The following is a 22,714-nucleotide window of genomic DNA, read 5'->3' on the forward strand; positions in this document are numbered from 1 at the left end:
AAAAGGCAATGAGGGGCGCACCAGCCCCTCCTGACAGGAGGCAGTATGTGGTTCAGTGCCCTATCGAAAGCGGGCGGTTTGTTAGTTATCAGCACTGTGTTGGTAGCTTGCACCGTGGTGGATTTGGATGAAAACGGCAAGCCGATTCTGCCGGTCGATCCGAATGCAGTCGTCAGTGACTATAACCAACCACCGGACAAAGTCGCCTCCACCATTTGGGTGAGCAAAGTGATGCCATTTGCCAATAGCAACGCGCTCAGTTGGCAGCAAGTGAAACAACAGAATCAGCCAGCAACAGGGAAAAATAGCCAAAGTCATTTTGTTCGCTTCAACGGCAAAGTGGTGGCGGTAGAAACAGAAGGGCGGGAAGGGGCAATAAGAGTGGCAGTCGAGGGCGATGAGCAAGTGTTGCAATTGGGGCCTATCGTCAAGGGCAATGCTATTCGTGACGCATCGACCTTTATCCGCTTCGAAGATTTTAAAAATCAGGTGCAATATGCCCAGCTCTCCAAGGCATTAAGCAAACGCGCTTTACAGGATGTGACCAAACCCGATGCCAGTTGGGTCGGCCAGCAAGTTGAAGTATTAGCTGCGGTAACAGTGGCTCCCACCGGCTTGAGCAATGCGGTGCCGCTCAGTTTGAATAAGGAGAGCCACTAATGGACCATCGACCTGACATCGTCATGCGTGCTGAGGACATTTCGATGCGATTTCCCGGTACATTGGCGTTAGATGCCGTCAGTTACCATGTATATCGCGGCAAAGTGAATGTGATTATTGGTGAAAATGGCGCGGGAAAATCCACTCTGATGAAGATTCTGGCGGGGGTGCAGCAACAAACTTCCGGCCAGATTTACCTCAACGAACAGCCGGTAACCATTGCCAATACCCGTGAAGCGGCAGCATTGGGTATCGGCATGGTGCATCAAGAACTGAATTTGTCAGAAAATCTTAATGTTGCGGAAAACATCTTTCTGGGACGCGAGATTCAGCAAGGTTTGAAGCCGATCAACCAGGCGGCGCAGGAATTGATCGCCGAACAACTGATGGTACGTCTTGATCAGGCTATTTCACCCAAAGAAATGGTGTCGAATCTGAAAGTCGGCCAGCAGCAATTGATTGAAATTGCTAAGGCTCTGGCTGAGCAGGCAGATATTTTGATTTTGGATGAGCCAACTTCGGCGCTGAGCAAAACTGAAGTCGATATTTTGTTCCGGGTGATTCGTGAACTGACGCGTCAGGGCGTTTCTATCGTCTACATTTCGCATCGATTGGAAGAGTTGATGGCCATTGGCGACTATATCACTATCCTGCGCGATGGCCGTTTCCAGGCGGAAGCTGCCGTCAAAGATATTGATGTGCCGTGGATTGTGCGTGAAATGCTGGGTAGTGATCCGGTTTCCAGCTTCCTTCATCCCGACCGGACTTTCGGTGCACCAATGATGGAAGTCGATAACGTCACTTTAATCAATGAATCCGGTAATACCGTGGTGAATCAAGTCTCGCTGCAAGTGCGTGCTGGTGAAATCGTCGGTATTTATGGGCTGATGGGGGCTGGGCGCACTGAACTGTTCGAATGCCTACTGGGCACGCAACAGAGCTATCTCGGCACCATTCGGCTCAATGGCACCGCCATTAGTGCCAAAACCTCAACCGCAGAGCGCATCCGCCTTGGCATGAGTTTAGTACCGGAAGATCGCAAAAAAACCGGCATTTTCCCGGTGTCATCGGTGGCTAATAACCTGACCATTTCCAGCTTATGGCGTCGGTTGAAACACCGCTTCGCCATCTGGCAGGAGAGTGAATCACAGGTGGTAGCCTCGGTGATTGGCGACCTGTCTATCAAAGTCTCTTCACCTGAAGTGGAAATTCAGGCGCTCAGTGGCGGTAATCAGCAAAAAGTCGTCATTGGCCGCTCATTACTGACCAGTCCGAACATTTTGCTGCTGGATGAACCGACACGGGGCATTGATGTCGGTGCGAAAGCGGATGTGTTTGAAATGATGGTGAAACTCTCTGAGCAGGGGATCGGCATTTTGTTTTCCACCTCAGATCTGAAAGAAATTATGGCGGTATCAGACCGCATTCTGGTGATGTCGAACGGCAAGCTGACCGCGAATGTTTCCCGTCAGTCAGCCAATGAATCGGCATTGGTTACGGCAAGCGCACAAGGGTTTGAATGATGAAAGCAACAACTGGCACTGCGTTGGCGAGTCACCAGCCCGGTGGAGCGTCGTGGTCACGGGAAAATATGCTGCTGCTTCTGCTCAAGATGCGCACTTTTATTGCCCTGTTCCTGATCCTGGGTTTCTTCTCTGTCATGGTTCCGGGGTTTTTGGCGACCGGTAGCCTGATCATTATGGTCAAGCATATCGCGATCAATGCCTTCCTCGCGTTGGGTATTACTTTTGTCATTATCACCGCAGGGATTGACCTTTCTATCGGGGCAACCTTGGGGCTGTGCGGCATGATTGCGGGTTGGATGATCACTCAAGGTATTGTTTTACCGATGTTTGGTATTGCGATCTTCCCGAGCGTCTGGGTGGTAGTTCCGGTGGTATTGGTTATCGGAGCACTGATTGGCGCGGTTAATGGTTGGATCATTACCCGCTATAACGTTGCCCCGTTTATCTGCACCCTCGGCACCATGTATGTGGTGCGCGGTGCGGCGATGCTGATTTCTGGTGGTGAAACCTTCCCCGGCTTACAAGGGAATCCACAACTGGGTAATACCGGCTTTGACCTGTTGGGGTCTGGCACCTTGCTGGGCTTGCCGATTGCCATCTGGATCATGTTTATTCTGGCACTGGTTATTGCTTATGTTGCCCGCCGTCTGCCCTTTGGCCGCCATGTTTATGCCATTGGTGATAACGAACGAGCCGCAGAGCTTTCTGGCGTTAAAGTGCGGCAGGTCAAAGTGTGGGTCTACACCATATCGGGCTTCTGCGCCGCTATTGCCGGGATCATTGTTTCCGCTCAGTTGGTGGCCAGCCACCCAGCCAACGGCAGTGGTTTTGAGATGAATGCCATTGCCGCCGTGGTACTGGGTGGGACTTCTCTGGCCGGAGGCCGGGGCACTATTCTCGGTACGCTGATTGGCGCCTTTGTTATCGGCATTTTGGCTGACGGTTTAGTCATGATGGGGGTGAGCGAATTCTGGCAAATGGTGATTAAAGGTATCGTGATTATAGTGGCGGTCATTATTGATCAGATGCAGAACCGGATGCAGCACAAGGCAGCGATTGTCTCGCAAAAGTCCACTGTGGTGGCGCAAGTTGGGAAGAGCGAACAGGCATAAAAATAGGCAAAACAGGTTGTGGCTGCCTATTAGCTACATAAACAGATTAGCTACAGAAATATATTGGCGACAGAACACGAAGATGTCACGCCGGAGGGCGATTTCCGGACAGGCTTGATGAAAGCTATTTTTTAGCACCATCAGGAATAAATATTCGGTAATGAGTAAAAATTCAGTTATCGATAAAATTTAAGAGAGGTAATGTCATGAATCCGTATTCACTGTCAGTCGATGAGCTGGTGAAAAAGGCACGGGCCATCCGTCGCCGCATCGTCCTGCTTAATGCGAACAGCCCCGCAGGGGGGCATACCGGCGCTGATCTTTCACAAGTAGAGATTCTGACTGCACTCTATTTCCGTATCCTCAATTGTGCGCCAGACCGACTTACCGATCCTGAGCGCGATATCTATGTTCAGTCTAAGGGGCATGCGGTCGGCGGTTATTACTGCTGTTTGGCCGAGGCGGGTTATTTCCCCGAAGCGTGGTTGGCGACTTATCAGCACGCTAACTCACATCTCCCTGGGCACCCCGTCAAACATAAAACTCCAGGTATTGAATTAAATACCGGTGCTTTGGGGCACGGCTTACCGGTGGCTGTGGGGATTGCACTCGCAGCAAAACGAGCTAACAGCAAACGTCGGGTATTTGTACTGACCGGTGATGGTGAACTGGCCGAAGGCAGTAACTGGGAAGCTGCGTTAGTGGCTGCTCACTATCAGTTAGACAACCTGATAATCATTAACGACAAAAATAAACTCCAACTGGCAGGTACTACCAAATCCATTATGAACACCGATCCGCTAGCGGATAAGTGGCAGGCATTTGGCCTACAAGTCACTGAATGTCAGGGTAATGATATGCAATCAGTGGTGGACACATTGGAGGGATTACAAGCGAACGGTAAACCCAACGTGGTGATTGCCAACACCGAAAAAGGTGCCGGTATCTCCTTTATTCAAGGGCGCGTGGAGTGGCACCACCGGGTGCCGAAAGGTGCTGAAATTGATCTGGCGCTGGAGGAATTGAGCGATGAGTAATGCAGAACATTTGGCCGCAGTGATGGTTGAGCAGTTTATTAAAGCCGTGGAGAACGGGGTTGATCTGATACCTGTTGTCGCTGACTCCACTTCGACAGCGAAAATTGGGCCGTTTATAGCTCGTTTCCCAGACCGAGTCGTTAATGTCGGGATTGCCGAGCAGGCGATGGTGGGCACGGCGGTAGGGTTATCCATGGGCGGAAAAGTGGCAGTAACCTGTAATGCCGCGCCCTTCCTGATTTCGCGCTCCAACGAACAGCTCAAAATCGATGTTTGCTACAACAATAGCAATGTAAAACTGTTTGGTTTGAACTCAGGAGCCAGTTATGGGCCGTTGGCGAGTACTCACCACTGTATTGACGATATCGCCATTCTACGCGGCTTTGGCAATATTGAGATTTATGCCCCCTCCGACCCGCAAGAGTGCCGCCAGATAATTGATTATGCTCTGGCGCATATTGGGCCGGTTTATATCCGTCTCGACGGTAAATCTTTGCCGCCACTGCATGATGAGCACTACCAGTTTGTTCCCGGCCAGATTGATATTTTGCAGGAAGGGCAGGATATTGCTCTGGTAGCTATGGGTTCTACAGTTCATGAAGCTGTTAGCGCGGCTGCGATACTGGCAGATAACAACGTTTCTGCTGCGGTGGTCAACGTTTCTTCGATTCGCCCATGTGATACTCAAAAGCTGTTAACCATCCTCAAAAACAGCCAACGGGTGATAACCATCGAAGAGCACAATATTAATGGCGGTGTGGGCAGTCTGGTGGCTGAAGTGCTGTCCGAAGCAGGCAGTGGCATTCCATTGGTGAGACTCGGTATTCCTGATGGCGGTTATGCGATTGCGGCCGACCGGGCAGAAATGCGGGCTTATCATGGTTTTGATGCAGCAGGCATTGTGGCTCGTGCTTTGCGGTTCTGCCGGGGAGAGTAATCATGCCAACGCCGATTATTTTGGCCATTGATGAAGGAACCACCAACGCCAAAGCCATTGCGGTGGATGCTGCTGGACAAATTCTGGCGAAAGCCTCGGTGCCGCTGTTGTTGGAGCATCCGAGGCCCGGCTGGGCGGAGCAAGATCCGCTGGCTATCTGGCAGGCAGTTTCTTTAGCCATAGAAGGGTGTTTGAGCCAGTTGGCAGGGGTACGGGTTGCCGGTATAGCTATCAGTAATCAACGCGAATCGGTGCTTATCTGGGAGCGAAAGACAGGAATACCTCTGACTCGAGTGGTCAGTTGGCAGTGTCGGCGCTCGGAGGCATTCTGCCAGGCGCTGAGTCAGTTACCGGAAGCGGCAATAATAGCCGAACGTACCGGATTGCAGATTGATCCCTTATTCCCAGCGGCTAAAGTTCACGGCATGTTGGCGGAAATTCCGCTGGGTGTCGAGCGTGCGGCCCACGGCGAATTATGTGTTGGCACTATCGATTGCTGGCTCACCTGGCAGCTCAGTGGCGGCCAAAGTTTCTCGACTGATTTTTCCAACGCTGCCCGAACTCAACTGTTTAATATTCATTCTGGTCAATGGGATCCAGACCTGTTGGCGCTATTTGGCATTCCCAGTCTTTGTCTGCCCGCGGTTTTACCTTCGGCGGCTGTCCACGGGCACACTGGCAATATGGGTATCACTGGCTTGGGTCAGGGGATACCGATTGTGGCGCAAATTGGTGATTCCCATGCCGCGCTCTATGGGCAGGGCGGTGACCGTGCTGGCGAAATCAAAGCCACCTACGGCACCGGTTCATCTTTGATGACCACCGTGAAACAAGCCAGTGCGCAGAGTCTCGGCTTAAGCACCACGATTGCCTGGCATGACGGTGAATTACGTTACGCCCTTGAAGGCAATATCACGCATACCGGTTCCGGTGTAGCGTGGGTTTCGCGCATGTTGGGGGTGACTGACTTAGCTCGTCTGACTGAAATGGCGCAAAGCCAGCCGGGTAATCAAGGCGTCTATTTTGTCCCGGCATTATCAGGTTTGGGGGCACCCTATTGGGACAGTCAAGCTCGCGGTTTGTTTTGCGGCCTCACTGATGCAACTACGCCCGCAGTTCTGGCCCGTGCCGGGTTGGAGTCTGTCGCCTACCAAATAGCGGATGTCTTTTTTGCCATGGAGCAGGCCGGTCATCATCGCCTTGAACGGTTGCGGGTGGATGGCGGCGCAACCAGTAACCGCTGGTTGATGCAATTTCAGGCCGATTTGTTGCAGCGCACCCTGATACGCAACCATACCGCAGAAGTGTCGGCATTGGGGGCGGCTTATTTAGGGGGGAAAACTTTGGGCTGGTGGCAGGATAGTCAGCAACTGGCGGCACTCCCCCGTGAAGTGGAATACATCGAACCGCGCGTTCAAAGCGCGGAGATGCAAGATAACTATAGCCTCTGGCAAACGGCCATCGCGCGTGCGCGTTTTCAGCCGAAATAACCCAAACCAGGAGTAAGCATATGTCAGCAATACCTCGTAAGTTAACTTTCGCGGTGATTATCGGCAACCGGGGTTTCTTCCCAAGTTATTTGGTTGCAGATGCACGCCGCGATGCTCAGGCACTGTTTGACCGCTTGGGGATCAACATCATCATGCTGAATGAAGAGCAAACGCCGCTGGGTGGGGTGGAAAACTGGCGCGATGCCAAAGTGTGTGCCGAATTATTCCGTAAACACAGTGAAGAAATTCATGGTGTGGTGGTCATTCTGCCTAACTTTGGCGATGAAAAAAGTGTCTCCGATGCCATTCGTCTCTCTGGCCTTAAAGTGCCGGTACTGGTGCAAGCAGAAGAAGACGCACTGGACAAAATGGGGCTGGCGACACGGCGTGACAGCTTCTGCGGTAAAATCTCGCTCTGCAACAATTTGCGCCAATATGGCATTCCCTTCACATTGACCCAGCAACATGTTTGCAGCTTAAACAGTAACATATTCAGTCGTGACGTAGAGCAGTTTGTACAACTGTGCCGTGTGGTACATGCCATGAAACGCGTCAGAGTTGGGGCTATTGGCGCGCGCCCAACTAACTTTAATACCGTGCGTTATAGTGAAAAGTTATTAGAGAATTTGGGGATTACCGTTGAGACCCTTGATCTATCTGAAGTATTTTTCCGCGTAGCTAACCTCAGTGACAATGATATCCGTGTCGGTGAAAAACTGGCGTTATTGAAAGCCAATGGTGATACCAGTGCTATCCCACAAGATAAACTGCACAAAATGGCAAAACTGTTTGTGGTTATCAGTGAGTGGATTATTGCCAATGATATTGATACCACCGCTATGCAGTGTTGGACTTCATTACAACAGAATCTGGGAATTAACGTCTGCTCCATCATGAGTGTGATGTCCGGGCAATTAATGCCAAGTGCCTGTGAAGTGGATGTGATGGGCGCATTATCGATGTATGCCCTGGCGAGTTGTTCGTTGGCACCGGCCTCGATTGCTGACTGGAATAATAACTTTGGCGAAGAACGTGATAAATGCGTGCTATTCCATTGCGGCAACTTTGCCAGTGAAAGTTTAGAAAGCTCAACTATGGGCACTGCGGATATTATCGGAACAACTGTGGGTTGTGAGAATACCTGTGGCGCGGTTCATGGCCGCATGAAATCAGGCCCATTGACCTATTTCCGCCTCTCATCAGACGATTTCACCGGGCAGGTGCGAGCCTATGTGGGGGAAGGGCGTTCAGTCAGTGATGAGTTGGATACCGTTGGGTGCCGCGCAGTTGTAGAAGTGCCGCAACTGGAAAGTTTACTCACACATATCTGTAATAATGGTTTCGAGCACCATGTGGCGATGAACCATTCGGCTACAGCTAAAGTGCTGCAAGAAGCATTCAGTAAATACCTGGGTGTTGACTGCTATTGGCATGCGAAATAGCGTGTTGGCGTTAAGTGCTTAAATTATGCCGCACCAGGGATGGCGCGGTTAAATCCAGGGCTTCAGTAAACCTGGAATTTCAGTAAACCTATGGCTACAGTAATGTCTCGGCGGTAATTCTGTCGGTAATCAATACATCAATATAGTTACCTGTCAGTGCACCACGAATGGCGGCACTTTTCCCTACCCCTCCGGCCAGTGCGACGACTCGCGGGCAAGCCCGTAATTGTGGTAAAGACATACCAATCACCGGATCTTCTTCGTCACTAAGTACTGCGTTCCCCGCAGCATCAAAATAATGCAGGCACAAATCCCCCACGGCACCGCGATCAGCCAGTAATTTAAGCATCTCTTCGTGGTAATAGTTACCGGAGTTTTTCAATAGTTGGGAGGGTTCCAGATCGCCAATCCCAACTAACGCCAGATCAACCTCAGCAAATTTATTCACCACATCAGCGACTTCGCCACTCGATATTAGACGGGTGCGATCTTCAGTCGAACGCTCAATACTTTGTGCGGGCAGTAAGTAAGCTGGGCAATTCAAAATATTTGCCAGTGCCTGGGTTAACAATGTGGCTTGCACATTGCCGTTGGGGCCAACCCCGCCTAATAATTGAATGACGCCGCTGGTTTTGATGTTAAGCGGATGAAGGTTATCAACCATTGCCCGAATTGTGCTGCTCCACGAAGAAATACCCACCATATCGTTTGGACGAATACTGGTTTGCATATAGTGGGCTGCGGCGGAACCGATAGCTTGTTTTATCTGAGCAGAGCTGGCGTCATCGGCGATATCGACCACGATGGCCTGGTCGATTCCATAGTGTTTCTGAATGCGCGATTCGATGCCAATAAACATATTAGGGGGCTGGATGACGCTGATTTTAACCACCCCCTCTTTAACGCAACGGGTGATCGCACGGGAAACAAATGACTGGGATAAATGCAGGCTTTCCGCAATTTCGGACTGCTTCATACCTTCGGTGTAATACAGCGTGGCTATTTTCACCAGTAACCGCTGTTCATCTTGTCTCGACATTGCTCCACCCCGCTAAATACCTCATGTTGGTATTTTTATTCAAAGCCGAATAAATAACAAGCAGTACCCATTTCAACTCCTTTTTAATCAATACTTAGCACAGCACCTATAGAGCAAAGTATCTATACAGCAAAGTCATAGGTATTAAAGTCTCTATGCCCGCCACCATTGGGACTATTGCTGCTGAGGCTCTTCTTCTGATGAGTTTTCTACCGGTTCTTTTCCTGCTTCAGCCTGATCAGGCGGGGGCATGATGTCGTGAATCAACTGTTCATCAAAGCTGGGGTTAAGTGCCGGGGAGAGTGGAGAACTGACCAAACTATCGGGTATGGCCATATGTGGCACCGGAGCATCATTAACAAATTCGTCTTGATCCTGTTTAACTGTTCTGCTGAAGGCTATCAAACTTAAGCCGCAGAGTGAGAAAAACGCATACAGAATATTGCCACCCAGAGGGGCAATCAGCGCGCCCACGGCAAGTGGCCCGATACTGGCACCCACACCGAATGACATCAGTAAACATGCCGCTAAAGAGACTCGCCGTTCCGGTGCAATCAGGTCATTGGCAAGTGCAACGACCAATGGATAAAGCGTGAACTGCAACATGCTGACGATAAAGCCTAAACCCAATAAAAAATGGAACGAGATATGCGGCACCAGCGCTAGCGGCAGTGCTGTTAAGGCCAGTAATAATGCGTTAATACGTAGCAGGAGTGTGCGGTTATAGCGGTCGGACAGCCAACTGAGTGGGAGTTGGGCGACCAATCCGGCAAAAATAGATAACGCCATGAACAGGCCGGTTTCTTGAGTGGAAAGCGATTGCAAGCTGGCATAAACCGGTGCCAGACCATAAAACGAGCCGACAATCATGCCGATAACTAATGTCGAGGCCAGTATTTTGGGGATGGAGTTGATAAAGAATTTCAGTTCCATAGGAGCCGGTGACATCTGCTGAGCATTACTGCGAGTGGTCAGGGCTACAGGGACCAAACACAGAGCAAAAAACAGAGCAATAATCATGAGAGTGCTTAAACCCAGTTCAGGTTGAAGCATCAACACGACTTGGCCTAATGCCATACCAGCATAAGTTGCCGCCATATAAAAGCCAAACACCGTGCCGCGCTGGCTAGACTCTGCTTGATCATTCAGCCAACTTTCCAACACCATAAACTGGCACATCATGCAGAGGCCAATAATCAAGCGTAGAACTACCCACGCAGGGATATATTCAGTGAGGCCATGACTTAACACCGCAGCTGTAATAATGCCGGCACAGGCCACGTAGGCACGGATATGACCTACCCGAGCTATCAGGAAGTGACCGACCTTGCCTCCAATCACCAAACCAATATAGTTTGCAGCAATAATTGCCCCGATTAATGCACCGGAAACATGGATAGCAGTCAACCGTAACGAGATATAGGTGGTTAATAAACCTGAACCCAATAGCATCAGCACGGTGGCGCTATAAAGAGGGAAGAAGGCGTTAAGAATTTTTTTCACTGTCACGTCCTTAGTTCATCATGCCGGTAAATTACCGGTACGACAGATGTCGCCAGCCGCATCTTCATTATTTTGATACTAACAGCTGAGTCTCTGAGGTAAAGCGTTGTACGGTAATGTGCTTTTTTTCATTACACCTTGCGAGGCGTTTCGCAAAACGAACAGCTGTTGTCGTTACGCCGCAAAGAAGTGCTACTATCGGCGGCGGCAGACTTTATTCGAGTAGGGGCAATAATGCGCGAAGAACAATTACGTCAGCTTAGTACCGCAGTCGGTCATAAACTTAAAGATCGTGGTGCCTGGGTTACCTGTGCCGAATCATGTACAGGTGGTTGGGTGGCTAAAGCCCTGACCGATATTGCTGGCAGCTCAGCCTATTTTGATCGTGGTTTTGTCACGTACAGCAATGCGGCAAAGCATGATTTACTGGGTGTAAAAGAAAGCACTTTGGCTGAGTATGGCGCCGTTAGTGAAAATGTCGTCCAGGAAATGGCTTTGGGTGCATTGCGAGCAGCTAATGCGGATTTCGCAATATCGATTAGCGGAGTTGCCGGGCCAGATGGCGGCTCGACGGAGAAACCGGTGGGCACCGTGTGGTTTGCTTTTGCTACGCGTAACGGCCAGATTAGTGCGACAAAACAACTTTTTTCCGGCGATCGTGACGAGGTCAGGTCGCAAGCGGCTGTTTTCGCACTACAAACACTTTTAGATGATTTTCTATAAAATTAGTCTTGATACTGTATGATTGTACAGTATAATTAGTGATAATTTCTTGCATATACCCTAAATAATTTGAGTTGCAGGAAGGCGGCAAGTGAGTGAATCTCGATGAATTGACGTCAGTCAATGATTCGGGTGAGGGAAAGCAGCCAACGCGCATGCAGCTTGAAGTATAACGGGTATAAAACAACATTCAGTGGTGATGACGGGGTAACCCAGCATCCCAGAGAGGGAGTAAAAATGGCTATTGATGAGAATAAACAAAAGGCGTTAGCAGCAGCACTGGGCCAAATTGAAAAACAATTCGGCAAAGGCTCTATCATGCGCCTTGGCGAAGACCGCTCAATGGATGTTGAAACCATCTCTACTGGTTCTCTTTCTCTTGATATCGCATTGGGGGCAGGTGGCCTGCCAATGGGACGTATTGTTGAGATCTATGGTCCTGAATCGTCCGGTAAGACAACCCTGACCTTACAGGTCATTGCTGCCGCACAGCGCGAAGGTAAAACCTGTGCCTTTATCGATGCGGAGCATGCTCTTGACCCTATTTATGCTAAAAAATTAGGCGTAGATATTGATAACCTGCTGTGTTCTCAGCCAGATACCGGCGAACAAGCACTGGAAATCTGTGATGCGTTGACTCGCTCGGGTGCAGTTGATGTCATCATCGTTGACTCCGTTGCAGCATTAACACCAAAAGCTGAAATTGAAGGTGAAATCGGTGACTCTCACATGGGGCTTGCGGCTCGTATGATGAGCCAGGCTATGCGTAAACTAGCGGGTAACCTGAAAAACGCAAATACCCTGTTAATCTTCATCAACCAAATCCGTATGAAAATCGGCGTTATGTTTGGTAACCCTGAAACTACGACGGGTGGTAATGCCCTGAAATTTTATGCATCTGTACGTTTGGATATTCGCCGTATCGGTGCAGTAAAAGAAGGTGATGTGGTTGTTGGTAGCGAAACACGCGTTAAAGTGGTGAAAAACAAAATCGCAGCGCCATTTAAACAAGCTGAATTCCAGATTCTGTATGGTGAAGGTATCAATATTAACGGCGAATTGGTTGATTTAGGTGTTAAGCACAAACTGATTGAGAAAGCCGGTGCATGGTATAGCTACAACGGTGACAAGATTGGTCAGGGTAAAGCGAATGCCAGTAACTACTTAAAAGAAAACCCAGCAGTTGCTGCTGAGTTGGATAAAAAACTGCGTGAAATGCTCCTCAATGGTGGCAATGGCGAGCAGGCTGTAGCAACAACCGCATTTGCTGATGAAACTGATGAAACCAGCGAAGAGTTTTAATTTGTAAGGTCATCGACCGGGTTAGCAAATTAAGCAATTAGCAAACGGCTCACTTAATCAGTGGGCCGTTTTAGTTAATGATGATGTACATAAGTGCTTCAAGTTATATCTACACCCAAAGTAATTGGGTTACAGCAAGGCAGCAAACGAATGAACCCCGATGAGCTGACATCAGTCAGTGATTTGGGTGACAAATATGCTGGGAGCAGATTTGAACGCTGCTTACAGCGGCCTCACAGAAGCGAGACCCATGGATGGGCCGAGTAACGAGCGCAGCTAACACGGCTGCAGTTTCAAGTAATAAGGGTAATTATGAATGACCTATTGAGTCGTGCTATGAGGCTCTTGTCTCAACGTGACCATAGTGAATCTGAACTGCGCCGTAAACTTGCATCACAACCGTTCCCGGCAAAAGGCCATTGGGGAAAACGAGTCGGCAATGGGGATTGTGAACCCGTCGCAGACATCGATCCGAAAGTGATTGAGCAAGTGATTGCTTATTGTTACCAGCATAATTGGCTGGATGATGCCCGCTTTGCTACCAGCTATATTAATAGTCGTAGTCGTAAAGGATATGGTGCACAGCGTATTCGTTCTGAATTGATGCAAAAGGGTGTCGATAAAGAACTCATTCAAGCTGCTTTTGAAATCAGTGAAATAAATTGGTGTTTGTTGGCAAAAGAAGTTGCTCAACGCAAATTTAGTGAAATTTTACCGATTGAATGGAAAGAGAAAGCTAAAGTTCAGCGCTATCTCCTGTATCGTGGTTTCTTCCAGGAGGAAATTCAGTCGATTTACAATGATTTTGTTGAATGAATGCACACAGGATTTTACTTCCCCGCGAAGAAAATTTATCTTAGTCCCACTTTTTGTTCGTGAGCTTACACATTGTGTTGCCTTTTATGGTTACACAATTTGCTCGCGGGCTATTTCTTTTAGCTTGTTTCCGGGACAATTATGAGCAAGAGCACCGCTGAGATTCGTCAAGCGTTTCTCGATTTCTTCCATAGCAAGGGACATCAGGTTGTATCAAGCAGCTCTTTGGTCCCTAATAATGACCCTACGCTGTTGTTTACCAATGCCGGGATGAACCAGTTTAAGGATGTTTTCTTAGGTTTGGATAAGCGGGCTTATTCCCGTGCGACGACCTCTCAGCGCTGTGTGCGAGCAGGTGGTAAGCATAATGACCTTGAAAACGTAGGCTATACCGCGCGCCATCATACTTTCTTCGAAATGTTAGGTAATTTTAGCTTCGGCGATTACTTCAAACATGATGCCATCAGTTTCGCTTGGGAGTTATTAACTGGCGAACAGTGGTTTAATTTACCGAAAGAAAAATTGTGGGTAACTGTTTACGAAACCGATGATGAGGCTTATGAGATCTGGGCCAATGACATTGGTATCCCTCGTGAGCGTATTATTCGCATTGGTGATAACAAAGGCAGTGCCTTTGCATCAGATAACTTCTGGCAGATGGGTGACACTGGCCCTTGCGGTCCATGTACAGAGATTTTCTTTGACCATGGTGACCATATTTGGGGCGGCCCTCCAGGGTCGGCAGAAGAAGACGGCGATCGTTATATTGAGATCTGGAATATCGTCTTCATGCAGTTCAACCGCCAGTCTGATGGCACTATGCTGCCATTGCCTAAGCCATCGGTCGATACTGGTATGGGGCTTGAGCGTATTGCTGCGGTTTTACAACATGTTAATTCCAACTATGAGATTGACCTGTTCCGCGATTTGATTAAAGCGGTAGCGGAAGTTACTGGTGCGACAGACCTTTCCAGCAAGTCGCTGCGAGTGATTGCTGACCATATCCGCTCTTGTGCTTTCCTTATCTCTGACGGTGTTATTCCGTCGAATGAAAACCGTGGCTATGTTCTGCGCCGTATCATTCGTCGTGCTATCCGTCATGGCAACATGCTGGGCGCAAAAGAGACGTTCTTCTACAAACTGGTTGCTCCGCTGATTGCTGTTATGGGGTCTGCTGCCGATGAGTTGAAGCAACAACAGGCAATGGTTGAACAGGTTCTGAAAACCGAAGAAGAGCAGTTTGCGCGCACATTAGAGCGCGGCTTAGCTCTGTTGGATGAAGAACTCAGTAAATTGACTGGTGATACCCTCGATGGTGAGACAGCTTTCCGTCTCTACGACACCTACGGCTTCCCGGTTGATTTAACCGCAGATGTTTGCCGTGAACGTAATCTGAAAGTGGATGAAGCTGGTTTCGAGCAAGCAATGGAAGCTCAGCGCCGTCGTGCTCGAGAATCCAGCGGCTTTGGGGCCGATTATAACAATTTGATCCGTGTTGATAGTGCAAGCACATTCTCTGGCTATGACCACGTTCATCAGCAGGCTACAGTGACCGCATTGTTCCGCAATGGCGAAGCCGTTGATGAAATTCATGAAGGCGAAGAGGCTGTTGTTGTCCTGAATCAAACGCCATTCTACGGTGAGTCTGGTGGTCAGGTTGGTGATACAGGCGAGCTGAAAAATGCTACTGCAACCTTTGCAGTAGCTGACACTCAGAAATATGGTCAGGCTATCGGTCATTTAGGGCAATTAACCCATGGAACATTACGGGTTAATCACAGTATTGATGCTCAGGTTGATGTCGCACGACGTAACCGTATTCGCTTGAATCATTCCGCCACTCATTTATTGCATGCAGCACTACGTAAGACTCTGGGCGACCACGTTGCACAGAAAGGCTCATTAGTGAATGATAAATACCTGCGTTTCGATTTCTCTCATTTTGAAGCAATGAAACCGGAACAGATTCGCCTGGTAGAGGATATGGTTAATGAGCAAATTCGCCGTAATATGCCAGTCCAAACTGAAGTGATGGAACTGGATGCGGCGAAAGAAAAAGGCGCGATGGCCCTGTTCGGCGAGAAATATGACGACCAGGTGCGAGTCTTGACCATGGGTGATTTCTCAACCGAGCTATGTGGTGGTATTCATGCCAGCCGCACCGGTGATATTGGTCTGTTCCGTATTTTATCTGAATCAGGCACCGCAGCTGGGATTCGACGTATTGAAGCGGTCACTGGCGAGGGTGCTATTGCGCTATTGCATCAGCAGAGCGACCTGCTACAGGATGTTGCTCACCTGGTGAAAGGTGATACCAATAACTTGGCTGATAAAGTCCGTGCGGTGCTGGATCGCAGTAAAATGCTCGAACGTGAGCTTCAGCAGTTGAAAGATCAGCAAGCGGCTCAGGAAAGTGCCTCATTATCGTCCAATGCGAAATTGGTCAATGGTGTGAAACTTTTAGTTAGCCAGTTGGATAATGTTGAGCCAAAAATGTTGCGTACCATGGTTGATGATCTTAAAAATCAACTGGGCTCAGCTATTATTGTGCTGGCAACGACCGCAGATGATAAGGTCAGTCTAATTGTTGGTGTAACTAAAGACCTGACAGGTAAAGTCAAAGCGGGTGAATTAATCGCTGATATTGCTCAACAGGTCGGTGGTAAAGGTGGTGGACGCCCGGATATGGCTCAGGCGGGTGGTACTAATGTGCAAGCATTGCCATCAGCATTAGCCAGCGTGGAAACTTGGGTGGCATCCCGTTTATAAGTCAGTAATGACCCATTAAATCAATGCGCCATATCTCTATGTTGGGTATGGCGTTTTTCAATTTTCCTGTCATAGTTCGAAAACAAAGTTAAACGCAAAGTTATTTGCTTCAGCTAAACTTGTATTAGTTAGAGACTTGACCAAGCTACTTACATTTAATGTGAATGTGATAGCTTACGTTTTCACGGTGTATGATGGATAATGGCGGGGAAACTGAGAGACCCGACTCTTTTAATTTTTCAAGGAGCAAAGAATGCTTATTCTGACTCGTCGAGTTGGTGAAACACTCATGATTGGCGATGAGGTTACGGTTACTGTATTAGGAGTTAAAGGCAACCAGGTTCGAATTGGTGTAAATGCTCCGAAAGAGGTTTCTGTTCACCGTGAAGAAATCTACCAGCGCATCCAAGCAGAAAAGTCTCAACCGACGACTTACTGATTTTGAAGAAGCGTCTCGTGTTACACGAGGCGCTACTGCTGCTTATTCCCCTCGTATTTCGCTGTTCATTCCCTTTTTGTGTTCTTATTCTGGTAATAATTTTCTGTTTGCGACCAATTTATCGGGGTGGCCAGGATAATTTCGTTTTTCTCTCTGTCTGATTACGCTGCAATAAACAGTATGTTGCCTGTTGATAAAACAATCTTTTTGGCGTCAAACTGGCCATGTTGCGTGTGAATTGTGCAAATGAACGCTAGTTGGGAAAAATTGTTTGACTTATAAGTGCGGGAAAGTAATATGTGCGCCACGCAGTGCCGATGAGCTTCTTCAAAAGCAAGTTAGGCACAATTCGAAAGAAGCGTATGGTGAGGTGGCCGAGAGGCTGAAGGCGCTCCCCTGCTAAGGGAGTATACGGTCAAAAGCTGTATCGAGGGTTCGAATCCCTCCCTCACCGCCATTTACTATGCACCCATAGCTCAGCTGGATAGAGTACTCGGCTACGAACCGAGCGGTCGGAAGTTCGAATCTTCCTGGGTGCACCATATTTTGCAGTATGGTGAAATAGTCAAATGAACATCAGGTAGTGTCAAAGAATTAATTGCACCCATAGCTCAGCTGGATAGAGTACTCGGCTACGAACCGAGCGGTCGGAAGTTCGAATCTTCCTGGGTGCACCATCTTCTAGGTCATCAATCTTGTTGTTAAGTTTCACTCGCTGAAACACCTCCGTAAAATTTAGAAATACAAAACTGCACCCATAGCTCAGCTGGATAGAGTACTCGGCTACGAACCGAGCGGTCGGAAGTTCGAATCTTCCTGGGTGCACCATCTTAAGAAACCTCGCTACGGCGGGGTTTTCTGTTTTTAGATTCTATAAACACGCAGAACCGAGCGGTCGGAAGTTCGAGCCGAGCGTAGCGAGACAACGTTGCTTTAGCAACGGCCCGCAGGGCGAGGCGTTAGCCGAGTCATCTTCCTGGGTGCACCATCTTAAGAAACCTCGCTGCGGCGGGGTTTTCTGTTTTTAAGCCTCGTGCTATTCAGCGATTAGCATGTTTTAACTCTCTCATCTTACTACACCTCTCAACGCATTGATTTTTACTATGCATAACAGCGCTACTTCCTATTGGGAGTTGTATTTTTTTTGATTAAATTCAATTGATTATACAGAGAGCGACAATTTAGTTAGTTTGCGATAAAGTAGCTTTTCATTTCTCCCTGGTCGTGGAGCCACGATGTACGAGCGCTATGAAGGCCTGATTTTTGATATGGATGGCACCATCCTGGATACTGAGCCTACGCATCGGCAGGCATGGCGACAGATTCTGACGCCTTATGGCATGGCATTTGATGAGCAGGCATTAGTGGCTTTGAATGGGGCACCCACGTGGAAAATTGCCCGCGTAATCATTGAAAATAATCAATCGGACTTGGATCCCCATTTACTGGCCGCCGAGAAAACAGCGGTATTTAAATCCTTGCTACTGGATAATGTGAAGCCTCTGCCGCTCATAGACGTGGTTAAAGCCTATCATGGGTGTAAACCTATGGCTGTCGGTACTGGAAGCGAGCACGCCATGGCAGAGCTGCTTTTACGCCACTTAGGCTTACGTGACTATTTTGATGTTATCGTCGGTGCCGACGATGTCACTCAACATAAGCCAGAACCAGAAACATTCTTGCGCTGTGCACAGCTATTAGGTGTGCCTCCAGAGAAGTGTGTGGTTTTTGAAGATGCTGATTTTGGTATTGAGGCGGCAAAAAGGGCAAATATGGCAATAGTTGATGTGCGTCTACTGTGAGTAGTACGCTAGCTATTGTTTCATTATTTGGGAGTAGCTTTCTCAGCGCGACGCTCTTACCCGGAAATTCTGAAATTCTGTTAGTCACCCTCTTAACGGCAAGTAGTGCGCCGGCGATGATGCTGGTGTTGTCTGCCACTGTCGGAAATACCCTCGGGGGGCTAACAAACGTTGTTATAGGCCGTTTATTACCGGAACTAAAACCACAACGCGGGATGAGTACAGCTCTTGGCTGGCTTCAACGTTTTGGCCCGGCAGCTCTATTATTGAGTTGGTTACCGGTAGTGGGCGATTTGATGTGTGTGTTGGCAGGCTGGTTGCGTATGCCTTGGGGTCTTGTGGCTTTTTTTCTGTGTCTGGGAAAAGCATTGCGTTATATCGTGTTAACGGTAATTACGTTACAAGGAATTGCCTGGTGGCAGTAAAGAATGTGACAAACTTACGTGGTCACATCTATGCAGTTTCAGTATGCTGGCGAGTTATGGTTTTCAAGAGCGGGAGGTCGATTTGATCCCGGATGTATCACACGCGCTGACTTGGTTGGAAGCGCACCCTAAAGCCCTGAAAGGTATCCGCCGCGGTATCGAGCGGGAAACATTGAGAGTAACTGCCGATGGCCAATTAGCCTCGACAGGCCACCCAGAGTCATTGGGTGCAGCGCTGACACATCAATGGATTACCACCGACTTTGCTGAGGCATTGCTGGAATTTATTACTCCAGTAGATGGCGATATTGACCATTTGCTGACTTTTTTGCGTGATATTCACCGCTATACCGCACGCAAACTCGGTGATGAGCGTATGTGGCCACTTAGCATGCCTTGCTTTATTGGTGCCGAGCAGGATATTGAGCTCGCTAAATATGGCTCTTCTAACATTGGTCGTTTCAAGACGCTTTACCGTGAGGGTTTAAAAAACCGTTATGGTGCCTTGATGCAAACGATTTCCGGCGTGCATTATAACTTCTCTTTGCCGCTGGAATTTTGGCAAGCGTGGGCGGGTGTTACCGATGAAAAAAGCGGCAAGGAAGAGATTTCAGCGGGATATTTTCGCCTGATACGTAACTATTATCGCTTCGGCTGGGTCATTCCTTATCTGTTTGGTGCGTCACCGGCCATTTGTGCATCATTCCTGCAAGGGCGTGAAACGGCATTACCGTTCGAGCGCAATGATAAAGGAATGTGTTATCTGCCGTATGCCACTTCATTGCGCCTGAGTGATTTGGGTTATACCAATAAATCACAAAGCAATTTGGGGATTACGTTTAATGACCTGCATACCTATGTTGCTGGGTTGAAGCGCGCCATTCAAACACCATCAGAAGAATATGCGGCACTGGGACTAAAAGACGGTGAGCGTCATCTGCAACTGAACACCAATGTGCTACAGATTGAAAATGAACTCTATGCTCCGATTCGACCTAAGCGGGTTACCCGTGCTGGCGAGTCGCCATCTGATGCATTGTTGCGCGGCGGTATTGAGTATATTGAAGTCCGTTCCTTAGATATCAATCCATTCTCACCTATTGGCGTAGATGCGGTACAGGCGCGCTTCCTTGATCTGTTCTTGATTTGGTGCGTACTGGCAGATGCGCCTGAAATGAGCAGTGATGAGCTGCTGTGCACCCGTAAAAACTGGAATCGGGTTATTTTGGAAGGGCGTAAACCGGGGCAGACCATCGGGATGGGATGTAACGACACCCGTGAGCCGCTGGAAAAGGTGGGCAAAGATCTGTTTGCTGACTTGCGCCGCGTTGCAGAAGTATTGGATGGTAAAGATAGCACCGAATATCAACAGGTTTGCGATGAACTTGTTGCATCCTTTGATGATCCGAACCTGACGTTCTCTGCGCGTATTTTGCAAGCGATGAAGGAAAGTGGTATTGGTGGTGTTGGCCTTGAGTTAGCTGAGCGCTACAGAGAAATGTTGCAAAATGAACCGTTGGAATTGCTAACTGAGGAGCAATTATCCGAAGAGGGTGCAGCTTCCTGGGTGCGTCAACATGAGCTGGAACTCAAAGATAAGCTAAACTTTGAAGAGTATTTGGCACTTCACGGCGGCCAATAAAAAAGAAAAGGCCACATTGCTGTGGCCAAATTAACATCTCTGATAACAGGGATGATGATAACAAATGCGCGTCTTTCACATATTAAGACGTGCGGGATACAAAAAAGTTTCATGGGTTGCGAAAAAAAGATCGAATAAAAATTATTTTTTTATGAGGAGGTAACTAAATGCCATTATTGGATAGCTTTACCGTAGACCATACCATTATGAAAGCTCCGGCTGTACGCGTTGCTAAGACGATGAAAACCCCTCATGGCGACGAGATAACAGTATTCGATTTACGTTTCTGTGTGCCAAATAAAGAAGTGATGCCAGAAAGAGGGATTCATACACTTGAGCACTTGTTTGCCGGTTTTATGCGTAACCACCTCAATGGTAATGGCGTGGAAATTATCGATATATCCCCAATGGGATGCCGTACCGGTTTCTATATGAGCCTGATTGGTACGCCAGATGAGCAACGCGTTGCTGATGCCTGGAAAGCGGCAATGGCTGATGTATTGAAAGTGACTGACCAGCGAAAAATTCCTGAATTGAACGAATACCAGTGTGGCACTTACCACATGCATTCGCTGGAAGAGGCGCAGGAGATTGCCAAAGGGATTATCGACCGCGGCGTGCGTATCAATCACAACGAAGAACTGGCATTGCCGAAAGAAAAACTGACTGAATTACATATCTAGCTTTCAGTTGTAGATTTTGATGTTCGGTAGATAAATGCAAAAAAGACGCTGAAAAGGCGTCTTTTTTATTTCCTTGATATCACTGATTAGCTCGCTTGGTTATCAGGCAGGATAGGGGTAACCCGCACCCGCTTAATCATGTTTTCCTGTACGTCCAGCACATCAATCAGATAATTTCCAACACGGACCTGCGCATCTACCTGAGGGATCTCTTCGAGTTCTTCCAATAACATGCCATTGATCGTGCGTGCTTCGATAGGGAGTGACCAGTTGAATGCTTTGTTCAGTTCGCGCACATTGGCGCTGCCATCGATGAGTACAGAGCCATCGCTCTGCGGATTGACCTCTTCTGCCAGGCTAGGAGACATTGATGTTGTGAAATCGCCGACTATCTCTTCCAAAATATCTTCAACGGTCACTAACCCCTGAATATCACCATACTCATCAACAATCATGCCGACTTTTTCTTTATTACGCTGGAATTTCACCAGTTGCACATTTAATGGTGTGCCCTCAGGGATGAAATAGATCTCATCGGCAGCGCGCAGCAAATTTTCTTTATTGAACTCTTTTTTCTCAGTCATAAGCCGGTAGGCCTCTCGCACGCGTAGCATACCGATAGCATCGTCTAATGATTGGCGATATAAAACGATGCGGCCATGTGGCGAGTGAGTGAGCTGCCGCATGATTGATTTCCAGTCATCATTGATATCAATGCCGACCACTTCATTACGCGGCACCATAATATCGCTGACAGTGACCTTCTCCAGATCCAGCACGGATATCAACATATCTTGATTACGGCGAGAAATTTGTGAGTGCGATTCATTCACAATACTGCGCAATTCATCTTTGCTCACTGCATCACTACTGTGCACATTGCCGCGAATACCACACAAGCGCATCAGCCCACGTGTGATGGTATTGAGTAGCCATACCAGTGGCAGCATGATTTTTTGTAACGGGGCCAGTAAAACACTACTGGGGAACGCCACGCGCTCAGGATAAAGGGCAGCGATGGTTTTCGGCATCACTTCAGCAAAAATCAGCACCACAAAAGTTAAAACGCCAGTGGCTATGGCAACCCCTGCATTGCCATAGAGCCTGATACCTACAATGGTTGCCAGTGCTGAAGCCAGAATATTGACCAGATTATTGCCGATTAATACCAAACTTATCAGGCGATCAGGACGACGTAAGAGTTTCTCAACTCGACGTGCGGAGCGGTTACCTTGCTTGGATAAGTGGCGTAGACGGTAGCGATTGAGTGTCATCATGCCGGTTTCTGAGGCTGAAAAATAAGCCGAAACCACGACCATAATGACCAGAATGATGATCAGCGTGCTAGTTGAGACATGATCCAACAC

At 48.4% G+C, this 22,714-nt stretch carries 19 protein-coding genes, 4 tRNA genes and 1 other RNA gene; 21 read left to right on the top strand and 3 right to left on the bottom strand.

Annotated elements, in window-relative coordinates; genetic code table 11:
* The first annotated feature begins 45 nt into the window (after positions 1-45).
* The 7 genes from FTB31_RS11570 (at position 46) to FTB31_RS11600 (ending at position 8,204) form a co-directional block, all read left to right on the top strand.
* A complete protein-coding gene (locus FTB31_RS11570; protein WP_050076064.1) occupies positions 46-660 on the top strand; it encodes a DUF2291 family protein in 615 nt (204 codons plus the stop codon).
* Positions 660-2,183 carry a sugar ABC transporter ATP-binding protein gene (locus FTB31_RS11575; RefSeq protein ID WP_019080369.1) on the top strand — a complete coding sequence of 508 codons (1,524 nt, stop codon included), beginning with the start codon at positions 660-662 and terminating at the stop codon, positions 2,181-2,183. The genes FTB31_RS11570 and FTB31_RS11575 overlap by 1 nt, the downstream gene beginning before the upstream one ends.
* A complete protein-coding gene (locus FTB31_RS11580) occupies positions 2,183-3,298 on the top strand; it encodes an ABC transporter permease (protein ID WP_050076066.1) in 1,116 nt (371 codons plus the stop codon). The genes FTB31_RS11575 and FTB31_RS11580 overlap by 1 nt, the downstream gene beginning before the upstream one ends.
* A gap of 206 nt (positions 3,299-3,504) precedes the next feature.
* Positions 3,505-4,335, top strand: coding sequence for a transketolase (locus FTB31_RS11585; protein ID WP_050076072.1), 831 nt, complete (start codon positions 3,505-3,507; stop codon positions 4,333-4,335).
* Positions 4,328-5,272 carry a transketolase family protein gene (locus FTB31_RS11590; protein WP_050076073.1) on the top strand — a complete coding sequence of 315 codons (945 nt, stop codon included), beginning with the start codon at positions 4,328-4,330 and terminating at the stop codon, positions 5,270-5,272. The genes FTB31_RS11585 and FTB31_RS11590 overlap by 8 nt, the downstream gene beginning before the upstream one ends.
* 2 nt (positions 5,273-5,274) lie before the next feature.
* Entirely contained in the window at positions 5,275-6,762 is a 1,488-nt protein-coding gene (locus FTB31_RS11595; RefSeq protein WP_050076075.1) for an FGGY family carbohydrate kinase, read from the top strand.
* A gap of 20 nt (positions 6,763-6,782) precedes the next feature.
* Positions 6,783-8,204, top strand: coding sequence for an L-fucose/L-arabinose isomerase family protein (locus tag FTB31_RS11600; protein WP_227731397.1), 1,422 nt, complete (start codon positions 6,783-6,785; stop codon positions 8,202-8,204).
* Positions 8,205-8,298: 94 nt separating this feature from the next.
* Here FTB31_RS11600 and FTB31_RS11605 read toward each other — a convergent pair whose 3' ends face one another.
* Together FTB31_RS11605 and FTB31_RS11610 are read right to left on the bottom strand one after the other, a co-directional pair.
* Positions 8,299-9,243, bottom strand: coding sequence for a sugar-binding transcriptional regulator (locus FTB31_RS11605; RefSeq protein WP_077174165.1), 945 nt, complete (start codon positions 9,241-9,243; stop codon positions 8,299-8,301).
* Between the two features lie 174 nt (positions 9,244-9,417).
* Positions 9,418-10,746, bottom strand: a complete 1,329-nt coding sequence (locus FTB31_RS11610) for an MFS transporter (RefSeq protein ID WP_077293236.1) — start codon at positions 10,744-10,746, stop codon at positions 9,418-9,420.
* 234 nt (positions 10,747-10,980) lie between these two features.
* Here FTB31_RS11610 and pncC point away from each other — a divergent pair, with 234 nt between their 5' ends.
* The 14 genes from pncC to luxS all read left to right on the top strand — a co-directional run bounded on the left by pncC (position 10,981) and on the right by luxS (position 21,347).
* Positions 10,981-11,469: a nicotinamide-nucleotide amidase gene (pncC, locus tag FTB31_RS11615; protein WP_050076083.1), complete on the top strand. Its 489-nt coding sequence runs from the start codon at positions 10,981-10,983 to the stop codon at positions 11,467-11,469.
* 237 nt (positions 11,470-11,706) lie between these two features.
* Positions 11,707-12,771: a recombinase RecA gene (gene recA / locus FTB31_RS11620; RefSeq protein WP_050076085.1), complete on the top strand. Its 1,065-nt coding sequence runs from the start codon at positions 11,707-11,709 to the stop codon at positions 12,769-12,771.
* Between the two features lie 312 nt (positions 12,772-13,083).
* On the top strand, positions 13,084-13,587 hold the full coding sequence (recX, locus tag FTB31_RS11625) for a recombination regulator RecX (protein ID WP_050076087.1): 504 nt from the start codon (positions 13,084-13,086) through the stop codon (positions 13,585-13,587).
* A gap of 141 nt (positions 13,588-13,728) precedes the next feature.
* Entirely contained in the window at positions 13,729-16,356 is a 2,628-nt protein-coding gene (gene alaS / locus FTB31_RS11630) for an alanine--tRNA ligase (RefSeq protein WP_050076088.1), read from the top strand.
* A gap of 253 nt (positions 16,357-16,609) precedes the next feature.
* Positions 16,610-16,795 (top strand): carbon storage regulator CsrA, encoded by a 186-nt coding sequence (csrA, locus tag FTB31_RS11635; protein WP_002209449.1) that lies wholly within the window; start codon positions 16,610-16,612, stop codon positions 16,793-16,795.
* Between the two features lie 364 nt (positions 16,796-17,159).
* Positions 17,160-17,252: transfer RNA gene (locus FTB31_RS11640), tRNA-Ser, on the top strand.
* A gap of 8 nt (positions 17,253-17,260) precedes the next feature.
* Positions 17,261-17,337: transfer RNA gene (locus FTB31_RS11645), tRNA-Arg, on the top strand.
* A 58-nt stretch (positions 17,338-17,395) separates the two neighbouring features.
* Positions 17,396-17,472: transfer RNA gene (locus tag FTB31_RS11650), tRNA-Arg, on the top strand.
* A 74-nt stretch (positions 17,473-17,546) separates the two neighbouring features.
* Positions 17,547-17,623: transfer RNA gene (locus tag FTB31_RS11655), tRNA-Arg, on the top strand.
* 36 nt (positions 17,624-17,659) lie between these two features.
* Positions 17,660-17,783: non-coding RNA, RtT sRNA (locus FTB31_RS11660), on the top strand.
* A 247-nt stretch (positions 17,784-18,030) separates the two neighbouring features.
* The gene (yqaB, locus tag FTB31_RS11665; RefSeq protein ID WP_227731398.1) at positions 18,031-18,597 is read left to right on the top strand and encodes a fructose-1-phosphate/6-phosphogluconate phosphatase; all 567 of its coding nucleotides are present in this window, start codon (positions 18,031-18,033) and stop codon (positions 18,595-18,597) included.
* Positions 18,594-19,022 (top strand): YqaA family protein, encoded by a 429-nt coding sequence (locus tag FTB31_RS11670; protein WP_050076092.1) that lies wholly within the window; start codon positions 18,594-18,596, stop codon positions 19,020-19,022. Before yqaB ends, FTB31_RS11670 begins: the two co-directional genes overlap by 4 nt.
* Before the next feature lie 43 nt (positions 19,023-19,065).
* Positions 19,066-20,664, top strand: coding sequence for a glutamate--cysteine ligase (gshA, locus tag FTB31_RS11675; RefSeq protein ID WP_175631776.1), 1,599 nt, complete (start codon positions 19,066-19,068; stop codon positions 20,662-20,664).
* 167 nt (positions 20,665-20,831) lie between these two features.
* Positions 20,832-21,347, top strand: coding sequence for an S-ribosylhomocysteine lyase (gene luxS / locus FTB31_RS11680; RefSeq protein WP_004877244.1), 516 nt, complete (start codon positions 20,832-20,834; stop codon positions 21,345-21,347).
* An 86-nt stretch (positions 21,348-21,433) separates the two neighbouring features.
* Here luxS and FTB31_RS11685 read toward each other — a convergent pair whose 3' ends face one another.
* The gene (locus FTB31_RS11685) at positions 21,434-22,711 is read right to left on the bottom strand and encodes an HlyC/CorC family transporter (RefSeq protein ID WP_175631777.1); all 1,278 of its coding nucleotides are present in this window, start codon (positions 22,709-22,711) and stop codon (positions 21,434-21,436) included.
* Between the last annotated feature and the right edge of the window lie 3 nt (positions 22,712-22,714).

It is taken from the genome of Yersinia proxima, from assembly GCF_902170785.1.
GTDB classification, from domain to species: Bacteria; Pseudomonadota; Gammaproteobacteria; order Enterobacterales; family Enterobacteriaceae; genus Yersinia; species Yersinia proxima.

Bases quoted from the DNA above. Each gene is read 5' to 3' on its own strand.
- FTB31_RS11570 (WP_050076064.1), top strand. From the start codon at position 46: ATGTGGTTCAGTGCCCTATCGAAAGCGGGCGGTTTGTTAGTTATCAGC.
- FTB31_RS11575 (WP_019080369.1), top strand. From the start codon at position 660: ATGGACCATCGACCTGACATCGTCATGCGTGCTGAGGACATTTCGATG.
- FTB31_RS11580 (WP_050076066.1), top strand. From the start codon at position 2,183: ATGAAAGCAACAACTGGCACTGCGTTGGCGAGTCACCAGCCCGGTGGA.
- FTB31_RS11585 (WP_050076072.1), top strand. From the start codon at position 3,505: ATGAATCCGTATTCACTGTCAGTCGATGAGCTGGTGAAAAAGGCACGG.
- FTB31_RS11590 (WP_050076073.1), top strand. From the start codon at position 4,328: ATGAGTAATGCAGAACATTTGGCCGCAGTGATGGTTGAGCAGTTTATT.
- FTB31_RS11595 (WP_050076075.1), top strand. From the start codon at position 5,275: ATGCCAACGCCGATTATTTTGGCCATTGATGAAGGAACCACCAACGCC.
- FTB31_RS11600 (WP_227731397.1), top strand. From the start codon at position 6,783: ATGTCAGCAATACCTCGTAAGTTAACTTTCGCGGTGATTATCGGCAAC.
- FTB31_RS11605 (WP_077174165.1), bottom strand. From the start codon at position 9,243: ATGTCGAGACAAGATGAACAGCGGTTACTGGTGAAAATAGCCACGCTG.
- pncC (WP_050076083.1), top strand. From the start codon at position 10,981: ATGCGCGAAGAACAATTACGTCAGCTTAGTACCGCAGTCGGTCATAAA.
- recA (WP_050076085.1), top strand. From the start codon at position 11,707: ATGGCTATTGATGAGAATAAACAAAAGGCGTTAGCAGCAGCACTGGGC.
- recX (WP_050076087.1), top strand. From the start codon at position 13,084: ATGAATGACCTATTGAGTCGTGCTATGAGGCTCTTGTCTCAACGTGAC.
- alaS (WP_050076088.1), top strand. From the start codon at position 13,729: ATGAGCAAGAGCACCGCTGAGATTCGTCAAGCGTTTCTCGATTTCTTC.
- csrA (WP_002209449.1), top strand. From the start codon at position 16,610: ATGCTTATTCTGACTCGTCGAGTTGGTGAAACACTCATGATTGGCGAT.
- yqaB (WP_227731398.1), top strand. From the start codon at position 18,031: ATGTACGAGCGCTATGAAGGCCTGATTTTTGATATGGATGGCACCATC.
- gshA (WP_175631776.1), top strand. From the start codon at position 19,066: ATGCTGGCGAGTTATGGTTTTCAAGAGCGGGAGGTCGATTTGATCCCG.
- luxS (WP_004877244.1), top strand. From the start codon at position 20,832: ATGCCATTATTGGATAGCTTTACCGTAGACCATACCATTATGAAAGCT.